Raw genomic sequence first — 18551 nt, forward strand, 5'->3', positions numbered from 1 at the left:
GGTTTTATCCGGCGTATCTCTGCCAATGGTATGTGCAGGTGCTGCGGGGGGCAATTCAATCCGCGCCATTGCCTGCTGGGAGAAAGTTGTGGAAGAATCTACCTCTGGAAGAAATAAAGCAGCGTTACTGTGAAGCGCGGCGCCTGATGACGCCGGAGGAGCGGCATTACACCGGCATTCATAGCCTGCCGCCGGCTCAGGTGTGGGTGAAAATAGATAGGAGTGTTGCTGAGCCCATAACCGTTCTGGTGGCAGATCGGCCGGAGCTGGTGCCCGCCGCTTTGCGCGTGATGCGGCAGTACCTGCAGGCGCACCCGCTCCCCAGCTCAGCTCAAGAGCACCCGTGGGCCCTGCCGCTGGTGTTCGGGAGTGTATATATTGCCTGCGACCAAGAGTGAGCTTCGGGCGCAGGGTTTGCCGACAAAGGCAAGCGCGAGGCGGCCCTACCCCCGGTCCGACGCCGGAGGCGTCCGACCGGTTGACGTCCGCGCCACTGGCGCCGTCGGAGCCGCTTCGCCCTACCCCTCGCCGCCAGCTAAACCCTTACGGCCACAAACGTCAGCCCGAAGCCAACCGGTCGGACGGCTCCGCCGTCGGACCGGGGGTAGGGCCGCCTCGCGCTTGCCCGGAAACAAAGGGAGTGAAACACCATGTAAAGCGTGCGGTTATCTTCACGCCCTCAAGATGCTTCTCCGTATGCCCTTCCGCTCCTTGCGCCTTCTCCGCGCCGCCCTGCTGGCCGCCCTGCTTACTCAGTTACTCAGTTACTCAGCTACTACCCAGGCCCAGGCGCCCAAAACCTACTCGTCCTCCGAGATTCTGCTGGGGCTGAAGAAGCTGAACGTGCTGGGCTCGGTGCTCTACATTGCCGCTCACCCCGACGACGAAAATACCCGCCTGATTGCCTATCTGGCCAACGGCCGCCTGCTGGAAACCGGCTACCTCAGCTGTACCCGCGGCGACGGGGGCCAGAACCTCATCGGCCCGGAGCTGCGCGAACAGCTCGGTGTGATCCGCACCCAGGAGCTGCTGGCGGCCCGGCGCATTGATGGGGGTAGGCAGTTCTTCACCCGCGCCAACGACTTCGGCTTCAGCAAAACCCCCGATGAGACCTTCACCATCTGGGACAAAGAGCAGGTGCTGTCCGACATGGTATGGGTAATTCGGCAGCGCCGCCCCGATGTGCTCATCACCCGCTTCCCGCCCGATAGCCGTGCCGGCCACGGCCACCACACGGCCTCTGCCATCCTGGCCGCCGAAGCCTTCGATGCCGCCGGCGACCCCAAGCGCTTCCCCGAGCAGCTGAAATACGTGCAGCCCTGGCAACCCAAGCGCCTGTTCTGGAACACCGGCTCTTTCTTCGTGAAGCCCGGCGAAAACATGGAGGGTTACCTGAAAGTAGATGCCGGCGCCTACAACCCCCTGCTGGGCCAGAGCTACGGCGAAATTGCCGCCCGCAGCCGCTCCCAACACAAAAGCCAGGGCTTCGGCTCAGCGGCCCAGCGCGGCGAGGCCCTGGAGTATCTGCAATACGTGAAAGGCGATAAGGCTACGTCCGACCCCTTCGAGGGCATTGACATGAGCTGGAACCGGGTGCCCGGCGGCGCGGCCGTGGGCAAGCTGATAGACGAGGTGATTCGGAAGTACGACCCCGGCAACCCCAGCGCCAGCGTGACGGGGCTGCTAAGGGTAAAAGCTGCTTGTGAGAAACTGCCTACAGAGGCATTTTTTTGGAATAGTGATAAAAGTGATGAATTGGACGAGCTGCTCTATGCTTGCTTAGGATTAGACTTATCAGCTACAGCTCAGGAACATACAAACGCGCCAGCAACTAAAGTAGCAGTTACAGTCAGCGCTCTGAATCGTTCATCTATACCGGTTAAGCTCGCTTGGATTGAGGCACCATTCATTGAAGGCGAGTTTACAGTGATGGGAAATACAGCGAGAAAACCACTAGATGAACTATTGGTTGATAATAAAGTACTTGTCAAACAGGTTTCCATCACTGTCCCGACGACACAATTTGTTTCGCAACCTTATTGGCTGCGGGAGCCCGGTACCACAGGTATGTATAAAATACCTGAAACTGTAGAGAAGTTTACTTGGCCTGAGCATCCTCATGCTGTGCATATTGTTGAAGGTAGAGAGGAGCTTGGTCGCCCTGAAAATCTTCCGGTTAATGACATCCTCTTCAAAATAGAGGTTGCCGGGGTTCCGCTCTACTATACTAAGCCCCTCCAATACAAAAGCACTGACCCGGTAGAAGGGGAGAAGTACCGCCCGCTGGCCGTGGTACCGCCCGTGGCCGTGAACATTGGCGGGCGCGCCTACGTCTTCGCTGACAATCAACCCAAAACTATTCCCGTGACCTTGCGCGCTGGCAAGGCAGGCGTGAAAGGCTCCGTGGCTCTGACATTGCCGCAGGGCTGGAAGTCGGAGCCGGCGAGCTTCACCTTTGACCTCGCCAGCAAAGACGCCGAGCAAACTGTGCAGTTCCGGGTGCAGCCGGGGGGTGGGGCCCAGGAAGGCAAAACCGAACTGCGGGCCGTAGCTACTGTGGACGGGCAAACCTATTCGCGCGGCTACCAGGCCATCGAGTACAACCACATCCCGACCCAGGTGCTCTTCCCCGAAGCCGTGGCTCCACTGGTAAAGCTGGACCTCAAGCGCAAGGGCCAGGAAATCGGCTACCTCATGGGGGCCGGCGACGAAGTACCCGATGCCCTGCGCCAGATCGGCTACACCGTCACCCTGCTCAAGCCCGAGGACCTCACCGATCAGAACCTGCGCCGCTTCGACGCCGTGGTGCTGGGCGTGCGGGCCTACAACACCGTGGATCGCCTCAAAACCCTGCAGCCCACGCTGCTCCGCTACGTAGAAAACGGCGGCAACCTGGTGGTGCAGTACGTGGTGAACCGCGGCACCGTCCTGCCCCAAATCGGCCCCTACCCCCTTACCCTGTCCTCCGACCGGGTAACGGTGGAAAACGCGGCCGTCACCTTCCTGAACCCCCAGCAGCCCCTGCTCAACTCGCCCAACAAGATTACTGCCAAGGATTTTGAAGGCTGGGTGCAGGAGCAGGGCCTCTACTACCCCAGTGCCTGGGACCCGAAGTACCAGACCGTCATCAGCTCCGCCGACCCCGGCGAGAAAGCCAAGGAAAGCGCCATTCTGGTGGCGAAATACGGCAAAGGCAACTACATCTATACTGGTCTGAGCCTGTTCCGGGAGCTGCCCGCCGGCGTGCCCGGGGCCTACCGGATATTGACTAATATGGTGTCGTTGGGCAAGTAGTGAGTTGGTGAACTAGTGAAATTGTGAGTTTACTGTTCTGTCATCCTGAGCGGAGCGAAGGACCTTATCACGTTTGGACCGCTCAAACAGGTAACGTCACACGTGATAAGGTCCTTCGCTCCGCTCAGGATGACAAATGGGTAAAGCGCTTAAGTATATTACTATGACTATCCTTTGCTACCGGCTTCTGCTATTGAAAGGCCTGCTGGCTCTTGTTCCGCTTACCTTGCTTTGCATCTTTGTGGTGGATGAGCCGCTGGCCCGGCTGGTGCACGAGCACGGGGCGCCGGTCCGGCCTTTCTTTGCCGCGCTGATGGTTGCTATCGACCGTCTTTCGTGGCTGTTTCATACGCCTAGTCCTCTAGGGGTGCCGTGGGCGTGGTCCTTACTGCTGCTACTGTTTTTGGTGGGCAGGATGCGCCGCTGGCCCCACTGCACCATCTGGCTGGTGGTGCTCCTGACTATGGTGGGTAGCGAGGGGATAGGCAACCTGCTAAAACTATACTTTAACCGGCCCCGCCCGCTGGCTATATTAACTTACCAGGCTCCGAATGCTGACTTCTGGCAGCCAGTAGGCCATTTTGAGGCCTTTCCGTCCGGGCATACAGCCTGGGCGGCGGGCCTGCTGCTGCCCCTGGCCCTGCGCTTCCCGAAGGTGCGACCCTGGCTGCTGGCCTGCATCGGGTTGGTGGCCATAGGCAGGGTAGGGTTGGAAGCGCACTGGCTCAGCGACGTAGTAGCATCGGTGTGCCTGGCGCTGGTGCTCACCTGCACGTTTGAAATGGCTACCTGGTGGCTGCGGCCGAAAGGTACTTTTTCCGGAGCGCCGAGCGTTCCTGCTGCCGCCTGAGTTCCTATCTTGCGTCTCTCACCTTGCGCTAGCTGCTTCTTCCGTGTCGTCATCCGCTCCTACCCCCATCCCCGTTCCAGAGTCTGAGCCGCCTTTGCTACCCTCCTGGCGGGCCTGGTACGCACTGGTGCTGGGCGCTTTGGCAGTGGAAATCGGCCTGTTTGTGTACCTGACGCGGCTGTTCGCATGAGTGGGCTCGACTGGCTGATTCTGGGGGGTACGCTCCTGTTTATTGTCGGCTACGGCACCTGGCGCACGCGCCGCGCCGGCGACACCCTGGACGGCTACCTGCTCGGCGGCCGCCAGGCCTCCTGGTGGGGCATCGGGCTGAGCATTATGGCTACCCAGGCCTCGGCCATTACCTTCTTGAGTACGCCGGGCCAGGCCTACGACGATGGCATGCGCTTCATTCAGTTCTACTTTGGCTTGCCCATTGCCATGGTGCTGATTGCCGTGTTTGCGGTGCCCATTTACCACCGCCTGCGGGTATTTACGGCTTATGAATACCTGGAAGGCCGTTTCGACAGGCGCACGCGCACCTTCGCGGCCCTGCTGTTTCTGGTGCAGCGCGGCCTCAGCAACGGCCTTTCCCTCTACGCTCCGGCCCTGGTACTGTCGGCCATTCTAGGGTGGAACATTCACCTGACGGTGTGGCTCCTGGGCGGGGTGATGATTGCCTACACCGTTTCGGGTGGTACGCGGGCCGTAATGGTGACGCAGCAGGGGCAGGTGCTGGTGATTTTCGTGGGGCTGCTGGTGGCGGGCTACCTGCTGGTGCATTACCTGCCGGCCGGGGTCGGCTTTACCGATGCCCTGCGCCTGGCCGGCCACCAGGGCAAGCTGAACCTCGTCGATTTCCACTTCGACCCCAAAGACCGCTACAACTTCTGGTCGGGCATGACGGGCGGCTTGTTCCTGGCCCTGTCCTACTTCGGCACCGACCAAAGCCAGGTGCAGCGCTACCTCACCGGCCGCGACATTACCGAAAGCCGCCTGGGTTTGCTGATGAACGGCCTGCTGAAAATCCCGATGCAGTTCGGGATTCTGCTGCTGGGCGTGCTGCTGTTCGTGTTTTATCAGTTCAATCTGGCCCCGCTCACCTTCAACCGGCCCGTGTACATTCAGGTGGCCCACTCCGAGCAATACGGCCCGGCCTTGCGCGAGCTGGAGCGCGAACACGCAACCGTATTTGAAGCTCGCCGCCACGCTACCGGCCAATTAGTAGCCGCCCTGCAAACCAATGATGTGGAGACTGCCGCCGCCGCGCAAACTCACGTTCAGGCTACCCAGGCGGCTACCCAAGGGCTACGTCAGCAGGCGCAGAAGCTGCTGAAACAAGCCGTGCCCGCCACCGAAGCCAAGGATACTGACTACGTCTTCCTGACTTTCGTGCTGAATTACCTGCCCCAAGGGCTGGTAGGTTTGCTGATTGCCGTGGTGCTCAGCGCCGCCTTGGGCTCGGCCGCCGCCGGCCTCAATGCCCTGGCCTCCACCACCGTCGTTGATTTGTACCGCCCCGGCCAGCCTAGCTACCCCGAAACGCACTACGTGAAAGCCTCACGGGTAGCGGCCGTGGCTTGGGGCGTGCTGGGTATCGGTTTCGCCACTTTTGCCGCCCGCCTCGAAAACCTGATTCAGGCTGTAAACATCCTGGGTTCCTTGTTCTACGGCACTATTCTGGGCATTTTCATGGTGGCGTTTTTTCTGAAGAAGGTGGGCGCTTCGGCCGTGTTCTGGTCGGCAGTGGTAGCCCAAGCCATTGTGCTGATGTTGTTTTTTGCCACGGATATTGGCTACCTCTGGTACAACATCCTGGGTTGTGGGGTGGTGGTAGCGGGAAGCCTACTACTCCAAGGCCGCAAACCAGCAACGGCAGCATAGTTAGCTAAAGGTGGACGCTTAGTTGTTTCTGGTGTCAACTTGCTGGTAATCAATAACTCAAATTTATCTGGAAAAAGAAAGGCCTTGCTGTCCACGGACAGCAAGGCCTTTCCTTTGTTATTCAACTACCGCTTACAGCTTACCGGCTTTCTTGGCGTCGGCAATCAGCTCGTCGTTCATTTGGGCGTACTGGGTGTTTTTAGCTTCCAAAGCCAGTTTCTTCGACTGCTCGGCGGCCGTTATGGCGCCTTTATAATCCTTCATTTTCAGGCGGATTTTAGCTTCGGTGTGCACGTTCCAGAACTTGGGGTCGGTGGCGTTGGCCTTCTGCATCCACTCCAGCGCCTGCTTGGGGTCTTTGTTGTTGTCGAGGTAGTACACGGCGGCGGCGGCCAGGTCGCCGTTGGAAGGGCTGCTGTTCTTTAGCACCTTCTCGTCAATCTGCGCCATCACCTTCGACTCCACATCGGAGGTGATTTTGAAGCGGGCCCCGGTGGTTTCCCACTGCATGTCCACGGTAGCGGTGGCGGGCGTCAGGTCGGTGAAGTTGATGGTGAAGGTTTCCACCTTGCTGGCCAGCTTCACGGGCTTGATGGTGAACGAGGCTACGTCGTCTTCGGCCTTGAAGCCATCCACGTTGGCACCCTGCTTGGTGTTCTTGCTCAGTACCACCGTCCAGGACGCTTTGCCGGGGATGGTGTAGATGCCGTACTCGCCGGCCGGTACTTTCTTGCCTTCCACCGTCACGTCATCCGAGAATTTGATGCTGGTGGTAGCGTTGGCACCCGTGCGCCACCGCTGGCCGAAGGGCACAATGGCCTTACTGGCGGCATCACCAAAGCCTACCCGGCCTTTCAGGCTGGGGCGGTAATAGGTAATGGTTACGTCGGTGAGGCCCACGCGCTGCTGCACGGTGCTTTTGGGGCTGGCCTGGGGCGTGCTGATCTGGGCTTCGGCGGCCGAGGCCAACAGCAGGCCGCTTACCAGCAGCGTGGCGCCTAAGGTGCGCGACGAAGACTTCAGGAAAATCGAGGTGGTCATAGGATGAACAAGTGAGAGAAGGGATGGTGGGGTAAAAGTAGGCAAAACCAACAGACGGCTCAAGAATTTAGCTGAATGCTAAACCTGGGCCTGTTTTCTCAGATGCGCTGCTGCGGTATCTGGTGAGTGGCAAGCAGTTGCTCCACCGTAGCGAGGGTAGCGGGGGCCTGCAGGCGGCGCATATCCAGGTAGTAGCAGGCGGCCTCGGTGGGGTAGAGCAGCAGCCAGTGGGGCTGCACCCACACGGCCCGCCGGATCAGGCTCCACTTACCAGAAAATTGCCCCAGCGCGCTACGGCCCCTGATTTCGGTGTCGGTGAGGGTAAAATCGGTGGGGTGGTGGGCAGCCGTGTTCTTGGCGTAGCCCCGGCGCAGCTGGTAGCGCACCAGCCCGAAGCGCACCAGCGCGTACCCCACTGCTACCGCCAGAAAAACCAGGGAAGAGGACTGTGGGAGCCGGCCGCTCTGGTACACCTCCAGCCCCAGGCTCACGCTCAGCAGCGCAATGGCCGCGCCCAGAATCCAGTGGTTGAGGCGGGTGCGGGGCCGGGCGCGCCACAACCGAAAGTTCACGGCCACAAACTCATCGGCGGAGAGTTGCACGCCGGACAGAACGATGGGGGTTGGCTTCATCAGGAGGCGAAGGTAGGCGCTGGCCCGCTTACTTCCTGGTTGCCAATCAAGGCCAGCACATCTACGCCCGTATAGGGGTCTGGCACTTGCCGCAAATCCAGGTAATAGCAAAAGTCGGGACCGGGGTAGAGCAGGAGCCAGTCGCCTACCTGCTGCACGCGGGTCAGGTTGGGCTACGGCAGCCGCTGCCAGCCCTGCGGCCACTGCACGGCCAAGCTGGTTTCCGTTACCCGAAACCCCAGCGGCTGCGGCCGCCGCTGATATTGCAGGAAAGCCCGGCGGTATTCCCACCACTGGTACAACAGCCCCAGCGCAGTAAATACGCTGAATACCAGCAGGTATCCGGCTCCGCCGGCGGGCTCGAACCAGATAAAATACCCCGCAGCCCCGGCCAGCACGCCCAGCCACAACCGCACCCTGCGTTTCCACTGGTCGGAGGTAGCTGGCTTCTGCTGGTTGGCCAACTTCGGGTAGCGCTGCCGTTGCTGCGTCTGGTGAATCAGCTGGTACTCCTGGAACGTAGGAGGGGTGGCAGGGAACTGAATGATGGGTATTGAGGAGTTACTCGGATTCGGTAACAAGTACAATGTGGTTAATTTCTTGGGCTTGAATTTGCTGTAGAAACGGCATAACAACAGAAGCCGGCAGCCGCTGATCAAGGCGCAGACATATCACAGGGCGGCGGTAGTGGATGTCAAGGGCAGCCCGGTTGGCAACCCGTAGCATCGCCGTAAACTGGTCGTTTGGGGCAGAATATGGAATGCCATCAGGTAATTTCTTCCGCTTCCAGCCAGGCGCGATAAGCCAGCCCGGCAGTTGCCGTACATCCGAGCTTAGATACGGGAGCTGTTGCAATTGCTGTAGTTGCCTGCCTGATAGTTGCAGGCCGTACTGCTGCGCGAGCAGTTCAATGGCTTTGGTCTGCAGCTCGGTGGTGCTGGCATGCATGTACAGACGTTTCTGGGCATCCAGAGAGAAAATGATCTGAACTTCAGATAAACCTCTGGTGCAATGCACTATACTACTTGGAAGCTGCACAACAGGTAAATCAGCCGAGAACTTGGCCGAAGACATGAATAGTGTGCTCAGTAACAGCAGCAATCCGCCCCATAGCCCCAGTTCCGGCCGCAGCAACTCGATACGTGATACTCTGTGCGTCATGGTATAAGCCGGCTGTACTGTACTGCTGAATATAGCACCTGAATATACCAGAAAACGAAACGGGCGACGCCCAATGCGCCGCCCATTTCGGGTAGTCCGTCTATATCCATACCTTACGTTAGCTCAAACTGCAGCTTGAGCAGGTTGGCGTAGAGGCCGTTTTCGTCGTTGCTGAGCTGCTCGTGGGTGCCCTGCTCCACGATGCGGCCCCCATCAATCACCAGAATCTTATCCACCTTGCGGATAGTGCTGAGGCGGTGGGCAATGATAATGCTGGTGCGGTTCTGCATGAGCTCGTCCATGGCCTGCTGCACCAGTTTCTCGCTTTCCGAGTCGAGGGCCGAGGTAGCTTCGTCGAGGAGTAGAATGGCCGGGTTTTTCAGGATGGCGCGGGCAATGGCAATGCGCTGGCGCTGCCCACCCGAAAGCTTAATGCCCCGCTCGCCCACCACCGTATCCAGCCCCTCGGGAAACGACTGAATGAACTGCCAGGCGTTGGCCCGCCGGGCAGCATCCACAACATCAGCCTCCGGCGCGCCGGGGCGGCCGTAGAGAATGTTTTCCCGGATGGTGCCGCCAAACAGCATGGTTTCCTGGGGCACAATGCCGATGTGCTGGCGCAGCTCCGTCAGGTCCAGGATGTTGATGTCGCGGCCGTCCACGCTGATGCTACCCCCGCTGAGCGGGTACAAGTGCATGAGCAGCTGCACGATGGTGCTTTTGCCGGCCCCCGACGGGCCTACCAGCGCCACTTTCTCGCCGGCCTCAATATGGAAGCTGATATCTTTGAGCACGGCCAAATCGGGCCGGGTGGGGTAGCGGAACTGCACGTTCTCGTAGCGGATGTCGCCGTACACCGGCAGAGGAGCGGCGCCAGCCGGCCGCGGCTGGTGCACCGGCTCCGATTCCTCATCCAGAATCTCTAGCAGGCGCTCCGTGGCGCCCAAACTGCTTTGAATTTTGCCGTACATCTCGCCCAGGCCGCCAACGGAAGCGCCAATGAACATGGTGTAGAGGATAAACGACACCAGGTCACTCATGTAAAGGTGGCGAGGGTCGGCCTCCGGCAGATCCACGTAGGTAGCCCCGCGCCAGAGCACCAGAAAAATGCCGCCGAAGACCGCCACGATGATAAATGACACGAAGGCGCCCCGGTACAGGCTCGATTTCAGGGCTGCCTGCACGGTGCGGTTCAGGCCAGTCCCGTAACGGCTAACCTCGTGCTGCTCGCTGGTAAACGCCTTCACGGAACTGATGCCCTGCAAGGTTTCCTCCACGATGACGTTGGTCTTGGCCAGCTCATCCTGCGTTTGTTTGGAAAGCTTACGGATGCTGCGGCCGAAGAAAAACGCGAGCAGCACCAGCGGCGGAAAGGTAGCCAGCATAAACAGCGAAAGCCGCCACGATTCCCACATGATAAAGCCAACGCCAGCTAACAGCGTCAGAATCTGACGCATAAACTCGGCCAGCGTCAGTGAAAACGTGTCCTGCACGTTGGCTACATCGGAGGTCAGGCGGGAAGTAATCTCGCCCACCCGCCGCTGCTCGAAGAACGGAATCGGCAGCGTGACCAACTTCTGATACAGCGTGCGGCGAATGTCGCGCACGGTAAACTCACTGACCCGCGAGAAAAAGAAGATTCGGAAAAAGGAAAAGATACCTTGCAGCAGCACCACCCCGAACAGCAGCAGGGCAATGCCGGTAATGGTTTTGGGCACGAAGGCCGGCAAGGCTTTGGCCTCATGGTTAGCCACGCTAACGATATAGCCCAGCATTTTGGGCATCACCATGGTGGAAACGCTGCTCAGCAGCAGCAGCAGCAGGCCCGCAATGAACATACCCTTGTAGGGTAGTACAAAGCGAAAAATGCGCAGCCCCTGCTGAAAACTTTGTTTGGTGAGCTTCTTCTTTTCGGGCGCATTCTCTGCGTCAGCGCCACTGGTATTCAGTCCACTTCGGGCCATTGTGTGTTAGAAGTGAGAAAGGCGAAGTGAGAACCAGCGGGGGCTCAGGACTAACTGAACGCTCCGCTGGTTCTCACTTCTCTTCGCTCATGTCTGGAGTTCAGTTATTCAAATTTAGGCTTTCCCTGCTCTACCTGCAGCCCTTCGGAGTTACCGAACGGGATGGGCAGGCGCACCTGGGTAGCCACGGGCTGACCTTTGCGGGTAGCAGGTTTCCAGGCCGGCATCTGGCCCAGCACCCGCAGCGCCTCCGTGTCGCACTCCGGCGAAAGGGGCTGCACCACCGAGGGGTTGGTCAGGTGCCCATCGGCTTCCACCGTAAAGGTCATGACCACGTTGCCGCTGATTTGCTTGACGCTGGCCGCTTCCGGATACTTTAGGTTTTGCTGAAAAAAGGTGTTCAAACCCTGCGCACCGCCCGGAAACTGGGGCGGTGCATCGGGCCGGTTAGGCGCGGGCTTGGCCTGGGCCTGCATGCGACCGGGCTTCAACTCAATGGGTTGCTTGGCCGGCATGTTGCCAGCGGTAGTTTGGGCCTGGGCCCCGCCCGCGGCCGAAGCCACGAGCAGAAAGAGGAAGAACAGATGTTTCATAGGGTTTGGTAGGGTAGGGAGCTGAATGAGTGAGAAGTAAGCCGCAAACTCTATCATTCCTCCTTCCGGTCAGAAGGATAAGCATACGCTACTGCTCACTGCAGAATGCAAAGGTACGCTCCTCTAAACAACCCCTACGCAACAGGGTTCAATTCGGGCTGCGGAACCCGCCGCGAAACGGCCCATAAGCCAATAAAGGTGAGTAAGCCATTGTAAATGAGCTTCTCAAAGCCAATTTCGTAGCCATTAAGCCAAGTGCCCGCGTTCTTTACCAGCACCCACGTCAGCACCGGCGACAACACGCACACCAGGGGCACCCAGCGGTCCTGAGGGCGGCGCTGGGTATAGAGCCCAAAGGCATAGAGGCCCAGCAGTGGCCCGTAGGTGTAGCCTGCCGCGTCGAAGACGGCCGATACCACGTTTTGGTCGTTGAGGGCGCGGAAGATGAGAATTATCACGATGAGCACTACCGTAAAGGCCAGGTGCGTGAGTTGGCGCATTGATTTCTGCCGGGCCTCGGGGTAGCGCGAAATATTCAGGAAATCAACGCAGAAAGAGGTAGTCAGGGCCGTTAGGGCGGAGTCGGCGGAGGCGTAGGTCACGGCAATGATGCCCAGCACGAACACTACCCCGGCAAACAGGCTGAAGTGGTTGGTGGCCAGGTAGGGAAATACTTTGTCGGTATCAAGCGTGCCCTTCGGGTTCAGCAACTCGGGCAACTTGTCCAAGGCTAGGCCCTTCACGCTGGCATATTCGTAGAGCAGCACCCCCAGGCTCAGGAAAAGCACATTCACCAGCACCAGCGTGAGCGTAAACCAGAACATGTTTTTCTGAGCATCCTGCAGGCTGCGGCAGCTCAGGTTTTTCTGCATCAGGTCCTGGTCGAGGCCGGTCATGGTGATGGTGATGAACATACCCGCCGCAAACTGCTTCCAGAAGTACTTTTTGCTGTTGGGGTCGTCGAAGAAGAAGGTTTCCGACAGCGGACTCTCGCGCACTGTCTGCACCAACCCGGTCCAGCCCAGGTTCAACTCCTGCCCAATCAGCCCGATGCTCACCACCACGCACAGGAGCATGGCCAGGGTCTGGAAGGTATCGGTCCAGAGGATGGTTTTGAGCCCCCCGCGGAACGTGTACAGGTAAATCAGCAGGATGCTGACCGTGACGGTAACGGCAAACGGCACGCCCAGCTTCTCGAACACCAGCAGTTGCAGCACGCCCGCCACCAGAAACAGCCGGAACGCCGCCCCAATGGCCCGGCTCAGCAAAAAGAAAAACGCGCCGGTTTTGTAGCTCCAGAACCCAAACCGCTGCTCCAGATACGTATAGATGCTAACCAGATTCAGGCGGTAGTACAGGGGTAGCAGCACGGTACCAATAACCGCGTAGCCGGCCACATACCCAAATACCAGCCCCAAATAGCTCCACTGCCCCGTTAGCACCTGTCCCGGCACCGAAACAAACGTCACCCCCGACAGCGACGTGCCAATCATGGCAAAGGCCACCATGTACCAGGGCGCGTTGCGGTTGGCAATAAAGAACGATTCGCTGGTTGCCTTCCGGGAGGTGAGGTAGGCAATGATGATAAGAACAACGAAGTAGCCCGCAATCAGGCTCAGCACGAGGGTAGGAGACATGGGGAATTCAGTTGCCGGTTGTCAGTTGCCGGTTGTCGGGTTGCGCCAGAGCAAACCGACCGGTAGCAGCCGCATCAGTTGAAAACAGGTTTCAAAGCTACCAACAACCAATCAACAATAGCGCATACTCGTGCGCAATGCCCCAGCTGACGCCTGGCAACTCACAACTGATAACTGAGCCTACTCCCAATCCTGCCAGCGCAGCACCTCGCCCACGGCCGGTACATGTAGCTCCCCGCGCAGCATTTTGCCGTTGGCGACTAGTTGCAGTTCCCGGATGGGCTCAGAGGCGGGTTCGTCGCTCAGGTCGAAGGTGCCGTAGTGCATGGGCACCAAGTGGCCGGCCCGTAGTAGGTTAGCCGCTTTGGCGGCTTCATGGGGGTTTACGTGGCTCATCTGCATCATGTAGGGCGGCTTGTAGGCCCCGATGGGCAGCAGCACTACATCCAGAGGGCCAAACTGCTTTTCAATGGCCTCGAAATGGTCGGCCATGGAGGTGTCGCCCATGAAGTAAAGGGTGCGGCCATCGGGCAGGCGCAGCAGGAAAGAGCCCCATAGCACCGTGTTCAGGTCGAAGAGGCCGCGGCGGTGCCAGTGCGAGGCGGGCAGGTAGAACAGCTCGAAGGGCGCATCGGGGCCTAAATCAAACTGCTGCCACCAGCCGGCCTCCTGCACCGGCAGCGTGCGGGCCATGCCGCGCACCAGCTTCGCCATGCCCAACGGCCCGAACGCCCGCAGCTGCGGATTCTGGCGGGCCAGCAGCTTAATAGATTTTTCGTCCAGATGGTCGCGGTGGCCGTGGCTAAGCAGCAGGTAGTCGAGGTTGGTCAGGTCCTCGGGGCGGCAGGGCAGGGGGTGGCGGTGGCGCAACCCCAAGGACGAAAACAGCACCGGGTCAAAAAGGATGGTTTTGCCACTGATGCGCAGTAGAAACGAGGCGTGTCCCAGCCATACCAGGCCGTCTTCCTGGTTTTGCAGAAACGGCGTACAATCCACCACTTCTGGCACCCAGGTATCGGCCTTTTTCTCTTCCTTCTGCGGATTCTCGCTCAGCTGCCACTTAATCACGGTGCCGAAGTTCGGCTCGTAGAGCTCCTCGCCGTTGCAGTATTCGGCCCCTATCATTTTGTTGCCGGGATAATTGGGCTTGATGGTGGCTAGTTGCGGGTTGCGGACGAAGCGAGGGGTAGGGGCCATGCGCGGCGGAAGAAGACAGAAGAGACTGAACAGGGCAAAAAAAATCAATCCGTGTCATCCTGAGCACAGCGAAGGACCTTACCCAGCTAGAACAAGTCGTTAAGACAAGGTTTGTTCTGGCGTGATAAGGTCCTTCGCTGTGCTCAGGATGACAAAGAGGATTACCAGTACCCGCCCGGCCCGTAGAGCGGCGAATAGGCACCGGGGTAAGCCGTAGCACCATTGCTCACCCGCACCCCACCCGACACCGAGAAGTTCTCCGTGATGTGGTAGTCGGCGCGCAGGTTCACGCCGGAGCCCAGGTTACCCCCAAAACCGGCGTAAGGGTTCACCTGAAAACCGGAGGTAGGCGTCAGGTCTTTCCACGCGGAGCCGGTCAGGGTCACGCGCGGCGACAGGGCATACTGGCCGCCGCCCTGAATGAGGTAGCGGTTCTGGGCTGTGGCCCCGAAGCGGCCGGCCTCCCCGAAGGGCATGTACGCCGCACCCGGCATCATGCGCATATAGGTAACGCCACCAAACACCGAGAATCGGTTGGTAACCGGCACCGAAACCGTGGGGCTGAGGTAGGTAGCCGAGCCGTAGCGGCCCGCAAACATAGCCCCGGCGTTGAGGCTGTACAAAGGCTTCAGGCCCAGCCGGGGGGCAGATGCGGGCTGTTCGGGCGCCTGGGCCTGAGCCGCGCCGGCTAGCAATAAGCCAAAGGTGAGCAGGGAAAGGAATCGGAGCATAGGAAAAGCGGCCGGAACCGTTGGGTGAACCGGCATCTAAGGTACGAAACGCTGGGCGGCCCGTTACCGTGCCCGGCCCGGAAAAAACTGCCACCTTCACTGCCGTTTACCTTGCTACCCTATGTCTGACTATCAATCCTATCAGCGGTTTGCCTCCGTGGAAGCGGCTCAGCCTCTGATCCAGCTGCTGCACGAGCACGACATTCCCTACGAAACCGTCTTCGATCAGCCGCGCATCGACCCCTCGTTTGCCTTCAACCCCACCAGCACCTACTTCGTGGTGCAGCTGCGCCCCGAGGACTTTGAGCGCGCCCACGCCCTGGAGCTGGCCGCCAGCGACGAGCTAACCGCCAATGCCCCTACCGACCATTACCTGTTCAACTTCACCGACGACGAGCTACTCGACATCCTGCTCAAGCCCGACGAGTGGAACAGCTTTGATGTGGCCCTGGCTCGCCGTATTCTGCGCCAGCGCGGCCACGACGTTAGTCCGGCCCTGACGGAGCGCCTGCGGCAGCAGCGGATTCAGGATTTGGCCCAGCCCGAGCCCCGCCAAAAAGCCTGGGTGGTATTTGGCTACGTAACGGCCTTGCTGGGCGGCGTCATTGCCCTGTTTATCGGCTGGCACCTCTATTCGCACAAAAAGCAGCTACCCGATGGCCGGCAGGTATACGGCTTCCTACCCCAGGACCGCGCCCACGGCCTGCGTATTCTGGCACTGGGTGCGGTGGGCTTCCTGCTGGTGCTGGCCTGGCGCTTTTACACGGGCCAGTAAGCTGGCAAGCCCCGCGCTACCCTTTGCCGGAGGCTAAACCGAAATCTGTACTTTAGGCGCATCAACTGTATTTTTCTACTTTCTTACTTTATCTACTTCATGGAAGAATTTGTACCCGAGCAGCACGAGGAAGCGCAGCCAGTTCTGCACATCAGCGCCGAAGAGGCGGCCCGCATCCAGGGCACGTTTATGCAACAAGTGTACGGCTGGATGGCCGGTGCTTTGGCTCTCACGGGCGGGGTAGCCATGCTCGTCAGCTCCGTGCCCGAGTTGGTGGAAGTGGTAGCCGGAAACCGATTGGTGTTCTTTGGGCTGTTACTGCTGGAAATGTTTGTGGTGGGTTACATCTCCAGCCGCGCCTTCGACATGTCGGCCTCCTCCATCACGGGCGCTTTCATTGCTTACTCGGCTCTGAACGGCATTACCCTGAGCGTAATCTTCCTGGTTTTCACCGCCGATTCTCTGGCCTCTACCTTCTTCGTGACCGGTGGCACCTTCGCCGTAATGAGCTTGTACGGCTATTTCACGCGCACCAACCTGGCCCACTGGGGCAATGTGCTGATGATGGGTCTGGTCGGCCTTGTCATTGCATCAGTAGTGAATATGTTCTGGCTAAACTCGGTGTTGTACACCATCACCTCGTTCATCGGCGTTATCCTGTTTGTAGCCCTCACCGCCTACGATACGCAGAAGCTTAAAGCCCTGGCCTTTGTAGGGCTGGAAGATGAAGCCACCGACCGCAAAGCCGCCGTGCTAGGTGCCCTTACCCTCTACCTCGATTTCATCAATCTGTTCCTGTTCCTGCTGCGCATTTTCGGCCGTCGTCGTTAACAGCAGAACAAAGTTTTACAACAAACAAGCCCTACCTCACTGCAGTGAGGTAGGGCTTGTTTGTTGTAAAGGGGTAGGTGGGAAACGGGTTACCGCTTTCCGCCTGATTTGGCCTTGCCGTTCAGCCATTCCTCCCGGAATTTCTTCTGAGCTTTAGTCAGGGTACGGTCGGCTTTCTCATAAGGCACTACCTCAAGGTCCGAGTTTTCCTGGAGCGTAACCGGCACCGTGCGTACCCCGTCGCGGGCCCGGGCTTCCACCTGAATGACGTCGCCAGGTTTGTGTGCCGTTAGGAGCTTCTGCACTTCCCTGGCATTGGTGGGCTTGCGGCCATCCAGCCTCAACACCACATCTTCCCGGTCGAGGCCGGCGAGGTAGAAGGGGCTGCCCAGCAGGGTAGTACCCAGGGTGGCGCTACTGTCGGGGTTGAACTGCAGGCGGGCTTCCAGGGTGGCCTGTCCGGCCTGGGCCCGGCGCACCAGCAGCCCGGCCGGGGCCAGCAACTGCTCGTAGTTGTGCGCTTCGTGCCCCATGATGTGCTGGCGGAAAAACTGGCCGGCAAAGGTGGTATCCTTGGTTACCTGGCCCAGTACCCGTTGCAGGTCGCGGAGGGTGTAGGGCTTGGCGGGAGCGTAGTTCTGCTGCTGGCCGTGCTCCTTCCAGAGGGCGCGCAGGTAGGTGTCGAGGTCGGTTTTGAAGCGCTGGCGCAGCTGCAGGTCCAGGGCCAGGGCGTTGCCCGCGCCAATGTAGTAGTAGCTCAGGTAGGTGTTCGAGCGGTTGTTGGGGTCGATGGCGGCGGCGGCATCCACGAAGGGCGCCTGCTGGCTCATGTACACCGGCGAGTAGCGTTTCGGGCCGGGTATGGTCAGCATGGCATCCACAATGCCGCTGAGGGCCTCCTGGCAGTACTGCTCGTCGGTGTAGATGCCGGCCCGGCGCAGCAGCAGCTCGCCGTAGTACTGGGTAAAGCCCTCAGCAAACCACAGATTGCTGCTCATGTTGGCCCGCTGGAAATCAAACGGCTCCAGGTCCTGGGGGCGCAGACGCTCCACGTTCCAGCTGTGGAAAAACTCGTGGGCCACGGTGCCGAGGTTATCGATGGCGCCGGGGCCGCGCAGGGGACGGCTGCTGGTGAGGCTGGTGGAGTTGCGGTGCTCCATCCCGTCGGAGCTGGTTTGGGGCAGGTAGTTGGCCACGAAGGTGTAGCGCCCGAAGTCGTAATCGGGCAGGCCCCCGAAGATAGCGGCGGCCTCCTTCACAATCTTTTTGGTTTGCTCGGTGTAGGCGTCCAGCTCCGCGGGGGTGCCGTCGTGCAGCACCTGCAGCTCAATGGTTTTGCCCTGCTCCTGCCAGGTGCGTACCTGCTGGGGCCCCAGGGAGGTAGGCGAATCCATGAGGTATTGCAGGTTAGGCGCGTACCAGGTAGCGCCGCCCGCATCGGGCCGCAGCTGGGAGGCTACCGTCCAGCCTTGGGGTAGGGCAAACTTCACCTCGGCCGGGCGCTGCTCCAGGCCCTGGGCGTAGGCCAGGGTAGCCGGGATGTTCAGGTGGGCGTGGCGGCTGTCGATGCCGGCGTAGGTTCCGTCGGTTCGGTCGCCGAACAGGGTGTAGATAAACGTCACGGTACCATCGTGGCCGGCTACGGTCCATCCATAGGGGTCGGGCTTCATCACCGACAAGCGTTGGCCCTTGGAATCCGTGGCCTGTACGTCGTACACGTTCTTGGCAAACTCATGCAGGGCGTAGCGGCCGGGCGAGGAGCGGGCCATGCGCACCTGCAGGGGGCCGGCCGGCAGCTCCCGGAACGTAACCGTGATGCGCGCCTCGTGGTGCGCGGCATTCGGGAAGGAAAGGTTGTATTGAACCGGAGCCTGGGCCTGGGCGGGCCGGCCAAAGGCGAGGGGTAGGGCCAGGGCCAGCAGGGCCGCCGATTTCCGCATCGTCATACGCAGAGAAATGGAGAG

At 59.8% G+C, this 18551-nt stretch carries 18 protein-coding genes; 7 read left to right on the forward strand and 11 right to left on the reverse strand.

Annotated elements, in window-relative coordinates:
• The first annotated feature begins 86 nt into the window (after nucleotides 1-86).
• The 5 genes from GGU46_RS06865 to GGU46_RS06885 all read left to right on the forward strand — a co-directional run bounded on the left by GGU46_RS06865 (nucleotide 87) and on the right by GGU46_RS06885 (nucleotide 6025).
• The gene (locus GGU46_RS06865; RefSeq protein ID WP_183402820.1) at nucleotides 87-398 is read left to right on the forward strand and encodes a hypothetical protein; all 312 of its coding nucleotides are present in this window, start codon (nucleotides 87-89) and stop codon (nucleotides 396-398) included.
• 286 nt (nucleotides 399-684) lie between these two features.
• Nucleotides 685-3294 (forward strand): PIG-L family deacetylase, encoded by a 2610-nt coding sequence (locus tag GGU46_RS06870; protein WP_246417601.1) that lies wholly within the window; start codon nucleotides 685-687, stop codon nucleotides 3292-3294.
• A gap of 163 nt (nucleotides 3295-3457) precedes the next feature.
• The gene (locus GGU46_RS06875) at nucleotides 3458-4144 is read left to right on the forward strand and encodes a phosphatase PAP2 family protein (RefSeq protein WP_183402822.1); all 687 of its coding nucleotides are present in this window, start codon (nucleotides 3458-3460) and stop codon (nucleotides 4142-4144) included.
• Nucleotides 4145-4187: 43 nt separating this feature from the next.
• Complete coding sequence (locus tag GGU46_RS06880; protein WP_183402823.1) at nucleotides 4188-4334, forward strand: hypothetical protein; 147 nt, start codon at nucleotides 4188-4190, stop codon at nucleotides 4332-4334.
• Nucleotides 4331-6025 carry a sodium:solute symporter gene (locus GGU46_RS06885; RefSeq protein WP_183402824.1) on the forward strand — a complete coding sequence of 565 codons (1695 nt, stop codon included), beginning with the start codon at nucleotides 4331-4333 and terminating at the stop codon, nucleotides 6023-6025. Before GGU46_RS06880 ends, GGU46_RS06885 begins: the two co-directional genes overlap by 4 nt.
• Nucleotides 6026-6157: 132 nt before the next feature.
• Here the strand turns inward: GGU46_RS06885 and GGU46_RS06890 are convergent, their stop codons facing one another.
• From GGU46_RS06890 to GGU46_RS06935, 10 genes are all read right to left on the reverse strand, one after another.
• Complete coding sequence (locus GGU46_RS06890) at nucleotides 6158-7066, reverse strand: DUF2911 domain-containing protein (protein ID WP_183402825.1); 909 nt, start codon at nucleotides 7064-7066, stop codon at nucleotides 6158-6160.
• 98 nt (nucleotides 7067-7164) lie between these two features.
• Nucleotides 7165-7698 (reverse strand): hypothetical protein, encoded by a 534-nt coding sequence (locus tag GGU46_RS06895; RefSeq protein WP_183402826.1) that lies wholly within the window; start codon nucleotides 7696-7698, stop codon nucleotides 7165-7167.
• Nucleotides 7698-7856, reverse strand: a complete 159-nt coding sequence (locus tag GGU46_RS06900; protein ID WP_183402827.1) for a hypothetical protein — start codon at nucleotides 7854-7856, stop codon at nucleotides 7698-7700. The genes GGU46_RS06895 and GGU46_RS06900 overlap by 1 nt, the downstream gene beginning before the upstream one ends.
• Nucleotides 7857-7871: 15 nt before the next feature.
• Nucleotides 7872-8279, reverse strand: a complete 408-nt coding sequence (locus GGU46_RS06905; protein ID WP_183402828.1) for a hypothetical protein — start codon at nucleotides 8277-8279, stop codon at nucleotides 7872-7874.
• The gene (locus tag GGU46_RS06910) at nucleotides 8260-8859 is read right to left on the reverse strand and encodes a hypothetical protein (protein ID WP_183402829.1); all 600 of its coding nucleotides are present in this window, start codon (nucleotides 8857-8859) and stop codon (nucleotides 8260-8262) included. Before GGU46_RS06910 ends, GGU46_RS06905 begins: the two co-directional genes overlap by 20 nt.
• 113 nt (nucleotides 8860-8972) lie before the next feature.
• On the reverse strand, nucleotides 8973-10823 hold the full coding sequence (locus tag GGU46_RS06915) for an ABC transporter ATP-binding protein (RefSeq protein WP_183402830.1): 1851 nt from the start codon (nucleotides 10821-10823) through the stop codon (nucleotides 8973-8975).
• 104 nt (nucleotides 10824-10927) lie between these two features.
• Nucleotides 10928-11416 (reverse strand): energy transducer TonB, encoded by a 489-nt coding sequence (locus GGU46_RS06920; RefSeq protein ID WP_183402831.1) that lies wholly within the window; start codon nucleotides 11414-11416, stop codon nucleotides 10928-10930.
• Between the two features lie 134 nt (nucleotides 11417-11550).
• The gene (locus tag GGU46_RS06925; protein WP_183402832.1) at nucleotides 11551-13053 is read right to left on the reverse strand and encodes a sodium:solute symporter; all 1503 of its coding nucleotides are present in this window, start codon (nucleotides 13051-13053) and stop codon (nucleotides 11551-11553) included.
• Between the two features lie 180 nt (nucleotides 13054-13233).
• Nucleotides 13234-14250, reverse strand: a complete 1017-nt coding sequence (locus GGU46_RS06930) for an MBL fold metallo-hydrolase (RefSeq protein WP_183402833.1) — start codon at nucleotides 14248-14250, stop codon at nucleotides 13234-13236.
• 161 nt (nucleotides 14251-14411) lie between these two features.
• Nucleotides 14412-14981 (reverse strand): hypothetical protein, encoded by a 570-nt coding sequence (locus GGU46_RS06935; RefSeq protein ID WP_183402834.1) that lies wholly within the window; start codon nucleotides 14979-14981, stop codon nucleotides 14412-14414.
• A 121-nt stretch (nucleotides 14982-15102) separates the two neighbouring features.
• On the opposite strand from GGU46_RS06935, the gene GGU46_RS06940 reads away from it, so the two are divergent.
• Both GGU46_RS06940 and GGU46_RS06945 read left to right on the forward strand, forming a co-directional pair.
• On the forward strand, nucleotides 15103-15756 hold the full coding sequence (locus tag GGU46_RS06940) for a hypothetical protein (protein WP_183402835.1): 654 nt from the start codon (nucleotides 15103-15105) through the stop codon (nucleotides 15754-15756).
• Between the two features lie 99 nt (nucleotides 15757-15855).
• A complete protein-coding gene (locus GGU46_RS06945) occupies nucleotides 15856-16587 on the forward strand; it encodes a Bax inhibitor-1/YccA family protein (RefSeq protein ID WP_183402836.1) in 732 nt (243 codons plus the stop codon).
• Between the two features lie 89 nt (nucleotides 16588-16676).
• On the opposite strand, the gene GGU46_RS06950 is transcribed toward GGU46_RS06945, so the two are convergent.
• A complete protein-coding gene (locus GGU46_RS06950; protein WP_183402837.1) occupies nucleotides 16677-18533 on the reverse strand; it encodes a M61 family metallopeptidase in 1857 nt (618 codons plus the stop codon).
• Between the last annotated feature and the right edge of the window lie 18 nt (nucleotides 18534-18551).

The sequence above is a fragment of the Hymenobacter latericoloratus genome, assembly GCF_014199535.1.
GTDB lineage: Bacteria > Bacteroidota > Bacteroidia > Cytophagales > Hymenobacteraceae > Hymenobacter > Hymenobacter latericoloratus.